The sequence below is a fragment of the Rhodoferax koreense genome, assembly GCF_001955695.1.
In the GTDB taxonomy this organism is placed as follows: Bacteria; Pseudomonadota; Gammaproteobacteria; order Burkholderiales; family Burkholderiaceae_C; genus Rhodoferax_B; species Rhodoferax_B koreensis.
In genome coordinates, this window is record NZ_CP019236.1 from 5536291 (window position 1) to 5551520 (window position 15230).

The 15230-nt window shown below is 67.3% G+C and carries 13 protein-coding genes; 6 read left to right on the forward strand and 7 right to left on the reverse strand.

Annotated features, from left to right (window positions below; translation table 11 throughout):
* Window positions 1-277 precede the first annotated feature (277 nt).
* Entirely contained in the window at window positions 278-814 is a 537-nt protein-coding gene (locus RD110_RS25590; protein WP_076205690.1) for a glutathione peroxidase, read from the reverse strand.
* 142 nt (window positions 815-956) lie between these two features.
* On the opposite strand from RD110_RS25590, the gene RD110_RS25595 reads away from it, so the two are divergent.
* Window positions 957-1829, forward strand: coding sequence for a ferritin family protein (locus RD110_RS25595; protein WP_076205693.1), 873 nt, complete (start codon window positions 957-959; stop codon window positions 1827-1829).
* A gap of 7 nt (window positions 1830-1836) precedes the next feature.
* Here RD110_RS25595 and RD110_RS25600 read toward each other — a convergent pair whose 3' ends face one another.
* Window positions 1837-3042, reverse strand: a complete 1206-nt coding sequence (locus tag RD110_RS25600; protein ID WP_076203548.1) for an HD-GYP domain-containing protein — start codon at window positions 3040-3042, stop codon at window positions 1837-1839.
* A 99-nt stretch (window positions 3043-3141) separates the two neighbouring features.
* On the opposite strand from RD110_RS25600, the gene rfaE2 reads away from it, so the two are divergent.
* Window positions 3142-3648 (forward strand): D-glycero-beta-D-manno-heptose 1-phosphate adenylyltransferase, encoded by a 507-nt coding sequence (gene rfaE2 / locus RD110_RS25605; RefSeq protein WP_076203550.1) that lies wholly within the window; start codon window positions 3142-3144, stop codon window positions 3646-3648.
* A gap of 5 nt (window positions 3649-3653) precedes the next feature.
* Here rfaE2 and RD110_RS25610 read toward each other — a convergent pair whose 3' ends face one another.
* The 5 genes from RD110_RS25610 to RD110_RS25630 all read right to left on the reverse strand — a co-directional run bounded on the left by RD110_RS25610 (window position 3654) and on the right by RD110_RS25630 (window position 11090).
* Window positions 3654-6782, reverse strand: a complete 3129-nt coding sequence (locus tag RD110_RS25610) for an efflux RND transporter permease subunit (RefSeq protein WP_076203553.1) — start codon at window positions 6780-6782, stop codon at window positions 3654-3656.
* 9 nt (window positions 6783-6791) lie between these two features.
* Window positions 6792-7973: an efflux RND transporter periplasmic adaptor subunit gene (locus RD110_RS25615; RefSeq protein WP_076203556.1), complete on the reverse strand. Its 1182-nt coding sequence runs from the start codon at window positions 7971-7973 to the stop codon at window positions 6792-6794.
* Window positions 7974-7986: 13 nt separating this feature from the next.
* Window positions 7987-9384 carry an efflux transporter outer membrane subunit gene (locus RD110_RS25620; protein WP_076203559.1) on the reverse strand — a complete coding sequence of 466 codons (1398 nt, stop codon included), beginning with the start codon at window positions 9382-9384 and terminating at the stop codon, window positions 7987-7989.
* Complete coding sequence (locus RD110_RS25625; protein ID WP_076203579.1) at window positions 9381-10088, reverse strand: TetR/AcrR family transcriptional regulator; 708 nt, start codon at window positions 10086-10088, stop codon at window positions 9381-9383. Before RD110_RS25625 ends, RD110_RS25620 begins: the two co-directional genes overlap by 4 nt.
* Window positions 10089-10178: 90 nt before the next feature.
* Window positions 10179-11090 carry a LysR substrate-binding domain-containing protein gene (locus RD110_RS25630; protein WP_076203582.1) on the reverse strand — a complete coding sequence of 304 codons (912 nt, stop codon included), beginning with the start codon at window positions 11088-11090 and terminating at the stop codon, window positions 10179-10181.
* 202 nt (window positions 11091-11292) lie between these two features.
* On the opposite strand from RD110_RS25630, the gene RD110_RS25635 reads away from it, so the two are divergent.
* From RD110_RS25635 to RD110_RS25650, 4 genes are all read left to right on the forward strand, one after another.
* Window positions 11293-12336 (forward strand): ABC transporter substrate-binding protein, encoded by a 1044-nt coding sequence (locus RD110_RS25635; protein WP_076203585.1) that lies wholly within the window; start codon window positions 11293-11295, stop codon window positions 12334-12336.
* A 79-nt stretch (window positions 12337-12415) separates the two neighbouring features.
* The gene (locus RD110_RS25640; protein ID WP_076205698.1) at window positions 12416-13483 is read left to right on the forward strand and encodes an ABC transporter ATP-binding protein; all 1068 of its coding nucleotides are present in this window, start codon (window positions 12416-12418) and stop codon (window positions 13481-13483) included.
* Window positions 13476-14396: an ABC transporter permease gene (locus tag RD110_RS25645; protein WP_239467125.1), complete on the forward strand. Its 921-nt coding sequence runs from the start codon at window positions 13476-13478 to the stop codon at window positions 14394-14396. Before RD110_RS25640 ends, RD110_RS25645 begins: the two co-directional genes overlap by 8 nt.
* A gap of 25 nt (window positions 14397-14421) precedes the next feature.
* A complete protein-coding gene (locus tag RD110_RS25650) occupies window positions 14422-15219 on the forward strand; it encodes an ABC transporter permease (protein WP_076203588.1) in 798 nt (265 codons plus the stop codon).
* Window positions 15220-15230 lie beyond the last annotated feature (11 nt).

A 15230-nucleotide genomic window follows, 5' to 3' on the forward strand; every position in this document is an offset into this window, starting at 1 on the left:
ACGGAGCACCCCGACGCGAACGAGGGAGGGAGGGAGGAGGAGAACCGCCCCGGGGGGACTTCCATGCCACTTGCGTGGGGAAGGCTCCGCTGCCAGAAAAAGGGCCGCAACGATGGCGGCGCAACGCTTTCATGGACCCGCCGCGCGCGGGCAAAGTTCCCGGCGCGCCGTGGGCCCGGTGGGTAAATTAATGTGAAGCCGAGGTGTGGGCCGCGCAGAGTTGCAGATCGCATCGTGCGATCTTATACCAAATAGTATAAAAAATACCGATTGGTAATTATTTCAATTTCAGCTGCTTTTCGAGCTCATTCACGAGCTTCGGATCGTCGGGCTCGGTCTGGCTGCCGTAGCTGGCCACCACGTGGCCGTCGCGCGCCAGGAGGTACTTGTGGAAATTCCACGCCGGCGCGCTGCCGGTGGCCTTCGCCAGCTGCTTGTACAGCGGCACCGCCCCGGCGCCCGAGACCGTGGTCTTGCCGAACATCGGAAACTTCACGCCGAAGGTGTTTTCGCAGAAGTCGGCGATCTGCGCGTTGGCGGCGGGCTCCTGCGAGAAGTCGTTCGACGGGAAACCGAGCACCACCAGGCCGCGCGCCTGGTACTTGGCATGCAGCGCCTCCAGCCCCTTGTACTGCGGGGTGAAGCCGCAGAAGCTGGCGGTGTTCACAACCAGCACCACCTTTCCCGCGTACTGGCACAGCGACTGCGGCTTTTCGTCCTGCAGCCGCGGGAAGGTGTGCTGCAGCATCGCCGGGCAGGCCGGCGCATCGGCTGCGGCAAACACGGCGCCCGGCCCCACAAGACAAAGGGACATCAGGCCATTGCGCAGGATGCTGGAGCGGATGATCATGGAATACCTTTGTAGGAGAGAAGGAGAAGGTAATCCCTGGCCCGCGCGGATGACTGTATTTTCATTCAGCGACTCTAGAATGGACGCCGCTACCGAAGGATTTGCCATGTTGTACCCCGAACTTTTCAAACAACTCGAAGCCGTGCGTTGGAACATGGAAAAAGACGTTCCATGGGCTTCGTTCGACGCTGCAAAGCTGTCGGACGAACAGGCGCAGACCATCAAGATGAACGCCATCACCGAGTGGTCGGCCCTGCCGGCCACCGAAATGTTCCTGCGCGACAACCAGCACGATAGCGACTTCTCGGCCTTCATGTCGATCTGGTTCTTCGAGGAGCAGAAACATTCGCTGGTGCTGATGGAATACCTGCGCCGCTTCCGGCCCGACCTGCTGCCCACCGAGGCGGAACTGCACGACGTGCGCTTCGAATTCGACAAGGCGCCCGCGCTGGAGACGCTGATGCTGCATTTCTGCGGCGAGATCCGGCTCAACCACTGGTACCGCCGCGCCAGCGAATGGCACACCGAGCCGGTCATCAAGGACATCTACACCAAGCTCAGCCAGGACGAGGCGCGCCACGGCGGCGCCTACCTGCGCTACATGAAGCGTGCCATCAGCAGCGTCGGCAACGAAGCGCGCGCGGCCTTCACCAAGGTCGGCGTGCTGATGGCCAGCGCCCGCCGCACCGCGCAGGCGCTGCACCCGACCAACCTGCACGTGAACGAAAGCCTGTTTCCGCGCGACACCATCCAGTCGCGCCTGCCCGATCCCGAATGGCTGGAACATTGGCTGGACAAGCAGATCAACTTCGACGCCGTGTGGGAAAACAAGGTGGTGGAACGCATCCTGCACAACACCAGCCTGCTGATGGACCGCAGCTTCAAGACGGTGCAGGAACTGAACCGCTACCGCAAGGAGATTTCGCGCGAACTGGCCGACGGCCTGGCGCCCCCGCCGGCCGAGGGCGCGAAGGCCTGACCGGCCGTCAGATCAGCGCCAGCAGGCTGTCGAGCTTGATCTGCACCTTGACGTCGCGGTGGGCGACGTAGCCGGTGATCTTGTAGCTGGGCTGGCTGGTGTCGCGGATCATCCATTCGCCGGTGGGCATGCCCTGGCGGTTGATCAGCACAGCCACGTGCGGCGTGGTGGTGTTCAGGCCGCGGCGGATCACGGCGGCGATCTCGTTGCTGGCCAGCTTCACGAGGGTTCCCGGTGTGTAGACGCCGACCGCCTTGATCAGCGCGGCACCGGCCTCGTCGACCTTCTTCTCCTCGTCGAAATACGCGGCCTGCATCGCCGCCGACGGCGCCATGCACAGCCGGCCGAGCCGCGGCGACAGGCGCGCGGCGAACATGTCGGCGCGCTGGATCAGCCGGGCGATGCGCATCGCGTCGGTCTTGGGCGCCAGGGCGCCGGGTGCGCGGTCGTGGTGATGGCGCACCGCCAGCAGCCAGTCCTCGTCATCGACGCCCATGGCCAGCAGCATCGCGAACGAGCGCTGCGCATGCTGTTCCACGGCCTCGATCTGCGTGACCGTCAGCGGCTTGGCCTGCATGGCGAGCTGGTCCTGCAGCGCGGTCATGCTGATGTTCATGGTCAACGCGGCCTTGCCGAGCTTGGCATCGAGCTCGGGCGACCAGTTCAGCACCTCGCGCGCGGCCAGGCTGCAGACCACGTACACCAGCATGGCGTGGGTGGCGCTGTAGATGCGCATCTCGGTGGCCGAAAGGTGGATCAGCGCGAACAGCGTGGCATCGGGGTGGTGCTGCACCAGCTGGTGCAGCTCGGCATAGAGCTTGTCCAGGCGCGGCAGGAACTGCTCGCTGCCGGTGTCGCGCAGCAGGGCATTGGCCTTGAGCTGCAGCGCCGTCCAGTCGGGCACGTCGGGCCGCTCCGGCGCCTCGGCGCGGGCCACGTCGCTCGGCGCGATCTGCACGTTCACGATGTCGCCGAGCGGCCGTTCGGAACGCACCATCTCGTGCAGCTTGCCGACGTAGGCGCGGTGGTGGTCGTCGGAGGCATCCACATCGACACACAGCGTCATGCCGCGCGAGGTCCAGTAGGTGATCTCGGAACGCTCGGTGATCACATAACCCTTGTGCGCCAGCAGCACACCACGCTCGGTGCGCAGCGCGAAGGGCAGCGGCTGCCCGATGCGGATGGAATCGATGTTGACGGCGACCAGATTCATGTTCAGCGCGGATTATGGGAGCAAGCGGTGCCGATTGGCGCAAATTCTTATCGTTTATTGTCGGCGTAAATCGGTGCAGCTTGAGCTAGCATCCGCGCCATGACCGACGCCGCCGCACCCAAGCCCCCGTCCGCCCCCTTTTTCCTGCAGAAAATTGCCGCACGCGCCGACGCGCCAGGCCGCCTTGCACGGCTGCCGCGGCCCTGGGTGTTCACCAACGGCGTGTTCGACATCCTGCACCGCGGCCACGTCACCTACCTAGCGCAGGCCCGCGCGCTCGGCGCCAGCCTGATCGTGGCCTTGAACAGCGACGCGTCAGCGCGCCGCCTGGGCAAGGGCCCGGACCGCCCGCTGAACGCGGAGCAGGACCGCGCCATCATGATGGCCGCCCTCGAATCGGTGAGCCTGGTGACCTGGTTCGACGAGGACACGCCGCTCGAACTCATCACCGAGCTAAAGCCCGACATCCTGGTCAAGGGCGGCGACTACGACATGGCCAAACTCGCCGAAACCAAGGTGGTCGAAGCCTACGGCGGCCGGGCGCTGGCGATCCCGTTCGTCGATGGTTATTCGACGACGGCGCTGGTGCGCAGGATCAAGGGCTGAACGGCTCAGCCTTTGGTCGCCGCCGTGGAAGCCGGGCTGGGTGGTTCCCGCCGCAGCTTGCGCGCCATCCGGCGCAGCCACTGCTCCAGATCGTCGACATAGGTGAACACCACCGGCACCACCAGCAAACTCAGCACCGTGGAGGTGATCAGCCCGCCGATCACCGCGATTGACATCGGCGAGCGGAAGCTCGGGTCGGCCGCGCCCAGGCCGAGCGCGATCGGCAGCATGCCGGCGCCCATGGCCAGCGTGGTCATGATGATCGGCCGGGCGCGCTTGTGGCAGGCGTCGAGCAACGCATCCCAGCGGCTCATGCCGGGCACGGCGGGGTGGCCGTCGCGCGCGGGGTGGCCGCGGCGCGCCTCGATCGCGTATTCGACGAGCAGGATCGAGTTCTTGGTGGCGATGCCCATCAGCATGATCAGGCCGATCAGCGAGGGCATCGAGAAGCTCTTCTGCGCGATCAGCAGGCCGACGAAAGCCCCGCCCAGCGACAGCGGCAAGGCGCACAGGATGGTGACGGGGTGCAGGAAATCCTTGAACAGCAGCACCAGCACGATGTAGATGCACAACACGCCGGTGAGCATGGCCAGGCCGAAACTGGCGAACAGCTCGCCCATGACTTCGGCGTCGCCGATCTCCACCACCTTCACACCGGGCGGCAGGCTCTGCACCGCGGGCAGCTTCTGCACGGCCTCCTTCACATCGCCCAGCGGCAGGCCGGAGAGTTCGATCTCGAAGTTCACGTTGCGCGAGCGGTCGTAGCGGTCGATCACGGCCGGGCCGCTGGCCATCTCCAGCGTGGCCACCTGGCCCAGCATCACCGGCCCGCGCGCGCCGGGCACGGCCAGCCGCCCGAGCAGGCCGAGGTCCTTGCGCGCGCCATCCTCCAGCTTGACGACGATGGGCACCTGGCGCTGTGACAGGTTGAGCTTGGGCAGGGACACGTCGTAGTCGCCCACGGTGGCGATGCGCAGCGTCTCACCGATGGCCGCACTCGTCACGCCCAGATCGGCGGCGCGCGCGAAGTCGGGCCGCACCGCGATCTCGGGCCGCACCAGGCTGGCGCTGGACGCCACGCTGCCCAGGCCCTGCACGGTGCGCAGGTCCTTCTCGACGGCGAGTGCCGCCGTCTGCAGCGCCACCGGGTCTTCGCCGGTCAGCACCAGGATGTATTTCTCGCCCGACCCGCCCAGGCCGACCTTGCTGCGCACGCCGGGCAGCGGCTCGAGCGCGGCGCGGATCTGGTTCTCGATGCCCTGCTTCTTCGGCCGGTCGCCACGCGGGTCGAGTTGCAGCGTGAGCGTGGCCTTGCGGGTTTCGGACGCCCCGGCCATGGCGAACGGATCGCCGCCCGCACTGCCGCCGCCGATGGTGGTGTAAACGCTCTTCACATGCGGCACGCGGGCCACCATCTGCCGCGCCTGCTCGGCCGCTGCCTTCGTCTGCGCCAGCGTCGAGCCGGGCGGCAACTCGAGGTAGACCTGGGTCTGCGAGTTGTCGTCGGGCGGAATGAAACCGGTGGGCAACAGCGGGATCAGCGCCACCGAGCCGAAGAAGAACACCGTGGCCGCCACCATGGTCAACACGCGGTGCTTCAGGCAGGCGGCAGCCCAGCGCATGTAGATGCGCAGCCAGCCGGCCTCCTTCTCGCCGGTGACGATGGGCTTCAGGATGTAGGCCGCCATCATCGGCGTGAGCACCCGCGCCACCAGCAGCGAGGCGACCACGGCCAGCGCCGCCGTCCAGCCGAACTGCTTGAAGAACTTGCCGGCCACGCCGCTCATGAAGGCCGTGGGCAGGAACACCGCCACCAGCGTGAAGGTGGTCGCGATGACGGCCAGGCCGATCTCGTCGGCCGCCTCCATCGCCGCCTGGTAGGGCGTCTTGCCCATGCGCAGGTGGCGCACGATGTTCTCCACCTCGACGATGGCGTCGTCCACCAGGATGCCGACCACCAGCGACAGCGCCAGCAGCGTGATCACGTTGACCGAGAAGCCGAGCAGGTCCATGCCGATGAAGGCCGGAATCACCGACAGCGGCAGCGCCACGGCCGAGACCAGCGTGGCGCGCCAGTCGCGCAGGAACAGCCACACCACCACCACGGCCAGGATCGCGCCCTCGTACAGCAGGTGCATCGAGCCGGCGTATTCCTCCTCCACCGGGGCCACGAAGTTGAAGGCCTCGGTGAGCGCGATGTCCGGGTGCTGCGCGCGCATCTCGGCCAGCGCCGCCTGCACGGCCGCGCCCACGGCGACTTCGCTTTCGCCGCGGCTGCGCGACACCTCGAAGCCGACCACCGGCTTGCCGTCGAGCAGCGCCGCCGAACGTTGTTCGGCGATGGTGTCGCTCACCGTGGCCACCTCGTCGAGCCGCACCTGCCGGCCGTCCGAGAGCGACACGCGCAGCGCCGCGAGCTGTTGCGCCGATTGCACCGTGGCCAGCGTGCGCACGGGTTGTTCGCCGATGCCGATGTCGGTGCGGCCGCCCGCGCTTTCGCCCTGCACCTGGCGCAACTGGCGCGAGATGTCGGCGGCCGTGGCGTTCAAGGCCTGCAGCTTCAGCGGATCGAGCGCGACGCGGACCTCGCGCGTGACGCCGCCCACGCGGTTCACCGCCCCCACGCCCCGCACGGCCAGCAGCTTGCGCGTGACGTCGTTGTCGACGAACCAGGACAGGGCTTCGTCGTCCATCGCGGTGGAGCTGATGGTGAAGGCCAGCACCGGCTGCGCTGCCATGTCGACCTTGTTGACGATCGGGTCGCGCACGTCGCCGGGCAGGTCGCTGCGCACGCGTGCCACGGCGGAGCGCACGTCGTCCACGGCTTCCTGCACGGGTTTCTCGAGGCGGAATTCGACGGTGACGGTGACGCCGCCGTCCTGCACCTTGGTGTAGATGTGCTTGATGCCCTGCACCGTGGCGATGGAATTCTCCAGCTTGCGCGCCACCTCGGTTTCCAGTTGTGCTGGCGCGGCGCCCGGCAGCGAGGCCGTGACGGTGACCGTGGGCAGGTCGATGTCGGGGAAGTTCTGCACCTTCATCGCGTTGAAGGACAGCAGGCCGGCGAAGGTGAGCAGCACGAACAGCATCACCGCCGGAATCGGGTTCTTGATGGACCAGGAGGAAACGTTCATGGCCTGGCCCTACCTTGCTGCCGAGGCGGCGGCCTGCGCGGGCGCGGCGGTGCCGCCGTCGTTGATGCGCACCAGGTCGCCGTCGTTGAGGAAGCCCGCGCCGGTGACCACCAGCCGCGCATCGGCCGGCAGGCCGCCCGTCACCTCGGTGCGGTCGCCGGCCTGCCGGCCGGTCTGGATCTTGAGCTGCTGCACGCGGCCCAGGCCAGGGTTGTCGGACTGCGGCGTCACGCGGAACACGTAGTTGAATCCGTCGCGCGCCACCACGGCCAGTTGCGGCACCGTCAACGCCGGGCTGCTGCCCAACTGGAATGCGCCGCGCGCGAACATGCCCGGGCGGGCCGATGCCGCGGCCGCGCTGTTGACCGGCGGCAGGTCGACGTAGACCAGGGCATTGCGCGTCTGCGCATCGACCGTGGGCGCGATCATGCGCACCTTGCCCCGCAGCTGGGTGCCGCCGGGCGTGGTGACCAAGGCCACGCCGCCGGGCTGGATGCGACCGAGCTCGCTCGACGTGACCTCGGCCCGCCATTCGAGCCGGCCGCCGCGGATCAGGCGGAACAGTTCCGTGCCGCTGGCCAGCACCGCGCCCACGGTGGCGTTGCGCGCCGAAATGACGCCGGCATCGGGCGCGAGCACCTGGGTCTGGCGCAGCCGCAGTTGCTGCGCGGCGAGCGTGGCCCGCGCGGCCTCGACACGGGCCTTGGCGGTCTCGGCGGTGGTCAGGTACTGGTTGATCTGCTGCGTGCTGAGCGCGCCCGTGGCCTGCAGCGTGCGTGCGCGTTCGGCATTGCCGCTGGCATCGCTGGCGTTGGCCTCGGCCTCGACCAGGTTGGCGCGCGCCTGGGCCACGTCGGCCTGCACCGGCTCGGGCGCGAACGTGGCCAGCACCTGGCCCTTCTTCACCGCGTCGCCGACGTTGACGCGCACTTCGGTCAGGCGCAGGCCGCTGGCCTCGGAGCCGATCACGGCTTCCTGCCAGGCCGCGATGTTGCCGTTGGCATCGAGCTGCAGCGGCCAGGCGCCGGACTGCGGCAGCGTGGTCGTGACGGTCATGGCCGGCTTGGGTGCGTTCGCGGGCTTGTTGTCCGCTGCACGTGAGTTCAAAGAAAAAAGGCCTGCAGCGCAGAGTGTACCTGCGCAGATTGCTATCAACGAGATAGCAAAAGCGGGTCGGCGGATGGGGTTCATGGTGTCTCCGGAATCAGGGTTGGGCGCTGGCCACGGACCAGCCGCCACCGGCCGCGCGGTAGAGCGCGACCCAGGCCAGCCAGCGTTCGCGCTCCAGCGAAAGCAAGGCGGTCTGCGAGGCCAGTTGCTGGCGGCGCGCGTCCTCCAACTCGACCAGGCTGGCCAGGCCGCCCTGGTAACGCGCCTGCGTGGCGTTGAAGGACACGCGGTAGCCCTCGACCGCGGCGTTCGCGTCGGCGAAGCGACGGGCCGCGCTGTCCAGGTTGACGAGGGCCTCCTCCACTTCGCGCACGGCCTGGCGCGCCTTGGCGCGGTAGAGTGCTGCGGCCTCGTCGTAACGCGCTTCGGCCGCCGCCTCGCCCGCCGCGCGCCGGCCGCCGTCGAAGATCGGCAGGCTCAAGGCGACCGGGCCGATCGACCAGGTGTTGAAGCTGGTGCCCACGCCGTTCATGCGCAGGTAGGCGGTGCCGATCGAGCCGGTGAGCGAGAGCTTGGGATAACGCTGCGCCTGCGCGTTGTCGACCTCGGCGCTGGCCGCGGCCACTTCACGCTCGGCGGTGAACACGTCGGGGCGCTGCGCGAGCAGGCCGGCGGGCAGGCTGGTGATGGTGAACAGCGCGGGCGGCATGGCCGGCTCCGACACTTCCACGAGCCGGCGGCGCAGCACCGGCTCGTCCAGGCCCGTCAACGCCACCAGGGCCTTCACATCGACGTCGCACAGGGCGCGCTGTTGCGTCACGCGCGCCGAAGCCTCGGCACTGCTGGCGCGGGCCAGCGCGGCCGTGGCCGGCGCCTGGAAGCCGGCATCCGCCGCGAGGCCGGTGAGGCGCGAGGTCTCGGCGCGCGAGCCCGCGTCGGACTGCGTCACCGCCAGTTGCCGGTTACAACTGCGCAGGCTGAAATAGGCGTTCGCCACTTCGGCCGTGACCGACACCCGCGCATCGTGCCAGCCAGCCTCGGCGCCGTCGGCCCGGGCCTGGGCGGCATCCCGCGTGGCGCGGTTGGCGCCGAACAGATCGGCCTCCCAGCTCGCCTGCAAGGCGCCCTGGGCGGTGCCGGCCAGGCCGCCGGCCGATTCGTTGAAGCCGCGGCTGGCGTTGGCGCTCGCGTCCACGCTGGGCAGGAGGGCGGCGTTGGCCGTGGTGCGTGTGGCGCGCGCCTGCAGCACGCGCGAACGTGCCGAAGCCAGTGTCGGGCTCACGGCCTGCGCGGCGTCGATCAGCTCCGCCAGCAGCGGATCGTCGAGCTGTTGCCACCAGCGGTTGAGCCCTTCGACCGAGCCCTGGTGCGGCAGCGGCGCCTGCCACTGGGTGGGCGAAGGCAAGGCCACGGCGGGCGGACGCGCGGGCGTGGCGCAGGCGGCCAGCAGCAGCGCCAGTGCCGCGATTGGAATGGATCTATTGGTCTTCATGTCTTGACTTTCACGGCCCCGGGCCGCTGCGTGCCACGCCGCCGCGTCTCCAGGTCGATCAGCGCCATCGCGTCCTCGATGAGCCGCGGCGTCCAGGCATCGACGGCCTTGGCCGTCTTGATCAGCGCGGGCCGGATCGCCTGGATCACCTCCTGGTTGACGAACAGCATCACCGCCAGCGAGGAGATGGAAAACGCCAGTCGGTGCACGTCGTCGTCGGCGCGCGCCAGGCCGAAGTGGCGGCACAACACCGCCACGATGGCCGCATGCGGCTGCTGGATGTCGCGCCGCAGTTCCTCGGCCCACTGGCTCGAAGGCTCGAGCATTTCGCGCAGGTGCAGGCGCAGGCACTGCTGCACCAGCTCGCCCTGCTTCATCGGCTCGAGGAAATGGGTGAAGAAGGCCTCGATCGCGCCGCGCGTGGTGAGCCCGGCCTGCCTGAACACCGGCATCATGTCGCGCGGACTGCCCAGCGGCTCGGTGAAGGTGGCGCGGTACAGGCCGGTCTTGTCGCCGAAGTAGTAACTGATGGCCGCGATGTTGACCCCGGCCGCCTGCGCGATCTCGCGCGTCGAGGTCTTGGCGAAACCCTTGTCGGCGAACAGCCTCAGCGCGGCGTGCAGCAGCCGTCGGCGCGCCTGCTCGCCATCGCTGCGCGGCGTGCGGGGAGACGGGGTCGACGGGCGGCGGGTGATGGTGGCCATGGCTGCGCATTACAGCACAACATCAAACGATTGATTGAATTGTGAAGGCGGGGTCTGACCGGCCCTCGGTCCGCGGCCTGCACAGGCGCGCTATTTCAGCACCAGCCGCGGGTCGAGTTCGGCGATGGCGAACTTGCGCAGATGCGCCAGGAACGCCTCGACCAGTTTCGGTGGCTTGCGCTGCAACGGTGTCAACACCGAAAACTCCAGCGGAACTGGCGGCTCGAAGGGGATGAAGCGCAAATCTTGCCCCTTGTACTCCATGGCCGTCACCGCATCCACCAGCGAGATGCCCTGGCCCGCCGCCACCAGCGAGCACAGCGTGAAGGCGACCGGGCTCTCCACCGGGGCCGCCCGGTACTTCACGCCGTAGGCGGCGAACATCGCGTCGATCAGCAGACGCGTGCCGAGGTGCGAAGGTTGGCAGATGAACAGCTCTCCCTCGATGTCGGTCGGAACGATGAGTTCCTTGCTGGCCAGGCGATGGCCGACCGGCATGGCGCAGACATGGGCGGCCGACAACAGGCTGTCGCCGTGGGTGCCGGTGTGGCTGATCGACAGGTTGACGATGCCCAGGTCGCAGCGTTGGCCGATCACCATGTCCACGATGCTGCGCGAGTCGTACACGCCCAGCATGATCTTGGTCTCGCCATGGTCTGCCACAAACGCGGCAATGGCCCGCGGCAGGAAAGACAGCGCCATCGATGGCGGCGCCGCGACGTGCAGGGAGCCGCGCTGCTGCGTCTTGATCGCGTGGGCAGCGCGGGCGATGCGCTCCACGCCGATCAGCGAGCGGTCCACCTCTTCGTACAGCAACTGCGCTTCCGCGGTCGGGTGCAGCCGCCCGCGCGTGCGTTCGAAGAGCGGGAAACCGACGCTTTCCTCTAGGTCCGCCAGCAGCCGTGTCACCGCCGGCTGGGATATGAACAGCATGTCGGCCGCCCGCGTGACGGTCTGGCACAACATGATGGCGCGAAAGGCTTCAAGCTGGCGGAGGCGCAAGGGTAAGCCCTGAGAATTCCATAACGAGACATTATAGAACTCCGAAAAAATTGTATTTGTTCAAGCCAAAACGGCCAACTAACATCCATTTCGCCAGTGTAGTTGCGGGTTTCAGGGGCGCATAGCTCCCATAACCTGATGTGTGAAATTCGTGCATTTCTTGCCCCAACTTGGGTCGGATGCACCGTTTTGGAGAACCCTCGTGAAAGTCAACCTCTTGAGCACGTCGCTCGCAGCGGCCATCACCCTCGCCTGTACGGGTCTGGGCCATGCGCAGTCCGTACCCACCTTGTATGTCGGCTCTTACGGCGGCTCCAGCGAGAAGCTGTTCAAGGAAAAGATCATCCCGGCCTTCGAGGCCGCACACAAGGTCAAGATCGTCTACGTCGCCGGCAACTCCACCGACACGCTGGCCAAGCTGCAGGCGCAGAAGGACAAGCAGGAACTCGATCTGGTGATCATGGACGACGGCCCGATGCAGCAGGCCGTGCAGTTCGGCTTCTGCGAAAAGATCAAGGACGCCCCCGTCTACAAGGACCTGTATCCGCTGGCCCGCATCAGCGACCGCTCGGTGGCCATCGGCGCCGTGGCCACAGGCCTCGCCTACAACACCGAAGCCTTCAAGAAGGCCGGCCTGCCCAAGCCCGATTCTTGGGAAATCCTCACCGACAAGAAGTTCAAGCAGAAGCTGGCCATTCCGCCGATCTCCAACACCTACGGCCTGCAGACGCTGATCATGTACGCCAAGATGCGCGGCGGCGGCGAAACCAGCATCGACTCCGGCTTCACGGCCATGACCAAGGAAGTCGCGCCCAACGTGCTGGCCTGGGAGCCGTCACCGGGCAAGATGACCGAACTGTTCCAGAACGGCGACATCAACCTGGCCGTCTGGGGCAGCGGCCGTGTCGAGTCCTTCAAGGCGACCGGTTTCCCCATCGAATTCGTCTATCCCAAGGAAGGCGCGATGGCGCTGATGATCGCGGCCTGCCCTGTTGTACAGAGCGACGTGCCCGAGCCCGCGCAAGCCCTGCTCCAGTACCTGCTGACGCCCGAGGTGCAGGCCTGGCTGGCCGACACGCAAGGCTTCGGCCCGGTCAACAGCAACACCAAGCTTGAGCCGGCTGTCGCTGCCAAGGTGCCGTACGGACCCGCGCAGATCGGCAAGCTGCTGCCGACCAACTGGACGGTGGTCAACGAGAAACGCGGCGAGTGGACCAACCGCTGGAACCGCACGATCGAGCGTTGAGCCTTCGCTCTCGAGCTCCGCGGCGCCTGCCGCGGGGCTCATGTTTTTCCCTTCGGCAGCCCACAGCCACCTGAACACCATGACCTTCCTCTCCCTCAAGAAGCTCACCAAGCACTTCGACGATTTCGTTGCGGTCGAGTCGCTGGACCTGGACATCGAGCGTGGCGAATTCATCTCGCTGCTCGGCCCTTCGGGTTGCGGCAAGACCACCACGCTGCAGATGATCGCCGGCTTCGTGAACCCCACGCGCGGCAGCATCGTGCTCGAAGGCCGGGACATCACCGCGTTGCGCCCCGAGAAACGCGGCATGGGCGTGGTGTTCCAGAGTTACGCGCTGTTCCCGCACATGACGGTCGAGGCCAATGTCGGCTTCGGCCTGGAGATGCGCGGCATGGGCCGCAGCGAGCGCGCCCAGCGCATCGGTGAGACGCTGGAGCTGGTGCGACTTGGCGGCCTGGGCAAGCGCTTCACGCGTGAACTCTCGGGTGGGCAGCGCCAGCGCGTGGCCATCGCGCGGGCGCTGGCGATCCGCCCGCAGTTGCTGCTGCTCGACGAGCCGATGTCCAACCTCGACGCCAAGCTGCGCGAGGACATGCACATCGAGTTGCGTGCGATCCAGCGCCACCTGGGCATCACCACGCTGCTGGTCACGCACGACCAGGTCGAGGCCATGACCATGAGCGACCGCATCGCCGTCATGCACGGCGGCAAGATCGTGCAGCTGGCCATGCCTTTCGAAGCCTACGAGCAGCCGGGCTCGCCCTTCGCCTCGGCCTTCCTCGGCAAGACCAACGCGCTGCGCGGCCGCATCGTCTCCAACAACCAGCGCTGCGCCATCGTGGACGTGAACCAACGCCAGCTGCACATCCCGCATGGCGGCCGCAGCCTGGACGGGGAGGTGCACGTCTTCGTGCGGCCCGAGAAACTGCGCCTGGGCGTGGCCGGCGAAGGCCTGCCGGGCCAGGTCAAGACACGCGTGTTCCTGGGCAATCACTGGATGCTGCAGGTCGACACCACACTCGGCCTGATGAGCGTGAGCCTGCCCAACATCGGCGAGGTACCGCCGGCCGAAGGCAGCGTCGTCAGCCTGGTCTGGTCGGACGACGACCTGCGCGTGTTGCCACAACAGGAGATGGCGCATGGCTGATGCAACCGTCGCCTTGGCCGCCACCAGCACGGCCGAGCCACGCCGCACGTCGGGCGAGGGTGCGGGCGCCGCGCCCTGGCTGCTGGCCTCGCCCGCGCTGCTGCTGTTCATCGGCCTGCTGCTGGTGCCGCTGCTGCTGACGGTGCTGCTGTCCTTTCATGCGTTCGACGGCGCGCGCGGCGTGCTGCCCGACACCACCTGGCGCAACTACATCGAAGTCTTCTCCGATGGCTACTACCACGAGATCTTCCTGCGCACCGGCGGACTGGCACTCGGCGTGACGCTGTTGTGCATCGTTTTCGGCGTGCCGGAAACCTTGATCCTGGCGCGCATGAAGAGCCCGTGGCGCGCGCTGTTTCTCATCGTCATCCTCGGGCCGCTGCTGATCTCGGTGGTGGTGCGCACGCTGGGCTGGGCGATCCTGTTCGGCAACAACGGCCTGATCAACAACACGCTGATGTCGCTGGGCATCACCAGCGAACCGGTGCGCCTGTTGTTCAGCATGACCGGCGTGGCCATCGCGCTGACCCATGTGCTGATCCCGTTCATGGTGATCTCGGTCTGGGCCAACCTGCAAAAGCTCGATCCGCAGGTCGAGAACGCCGGCCTGTCGCTGGGCGCGCCGCCGCTCAAGGTGTTCTGGCGCGTGATGCTGCCCCAATTGCTGCCCGGCATCCTTTCGGGCGGCATCATCGTCTTCGCGCTGTCGGCCTCGGCCTTCGCCACGCCGGCGCTCCTGGGCGGCCGCAAGCTCAAGGTGGTGGCCACCGCCGCCTACGACGAGTTCCTCAACACGCTGAACTGGCCGCTGGGCGCGACGATCGCCATGCTGCTGCTGCTGGCCAACGTGGTCATCATCCTCGGCGCCAACCGCTGGGTCGAAAAGCGCTTCAGCCAGGTCTTCGACGCCTGAGCCGCAAGAAATCAAAGGACTTCCCATGCGCAAGAACGGTTTCTTCTCGCTGCTCTACCACGCCATCTTCATCGGCTTCATCATCGCGCCGCTGGTGGTGGTGGTGCTGGTCTCCTTCACCAGCAAGGGCTTCATCTCGATGCCCTTCGCCGAAGGTTTCTCGCTGCGCTGGTTCCGTGCCATCCTCGAGTCCACCGAGATCATCCGCGCCTTCTGGTTCTCGCTGTGGCTCGGCCTGGCCTCGGCGAGCATCGCCGTCCTGCTGGCCGTGCCGGGCGCCCTGGCGCTGACCCGCTACAAGTTTCCCGGCCGCGGCGTGCTGATGGGCTTCTTCATGTCGCCGCTGATGATTCCGCACGTGGTGCTGGGCGTAGCCTTCCTGCGGTTCTTCACGACGATCAACGTCACCGGCTCCTTCATCTGGCTGGCCGCGACCCACGTCATCGTGATCATTCCCTACGCATTGCGCCTGGTGCTGTCGTCGGCGACCGGGCTGGACCGCGATGCCGAGCGGGCCGCATTGTCGCTGGGTGCCTCGCGCTTCACGGCATTCCGGCGCGTGGTGCTGCCGCTCATCCTGCCTGGCGTGGCCGGCGGCTGGATGCTGGCGTTCATCCAGAGTTTCGACGAGCTCACCATGACCGTCTTCGTCGCCACGCCGGGCACCACCACCCTGCCGGTGGCCATGTACAACCAGATCGCCCAGACCATCGATCCGCTGGTCGCCGCCGTGGCCACGGTGCTCATCGTCGGCACGCTGGCTGTGATGCTCATCATGGACCGCCTCGTCGGCCTGGACCGCGTGCTGATCGGCAAGAACTGAACCCCGCAAGA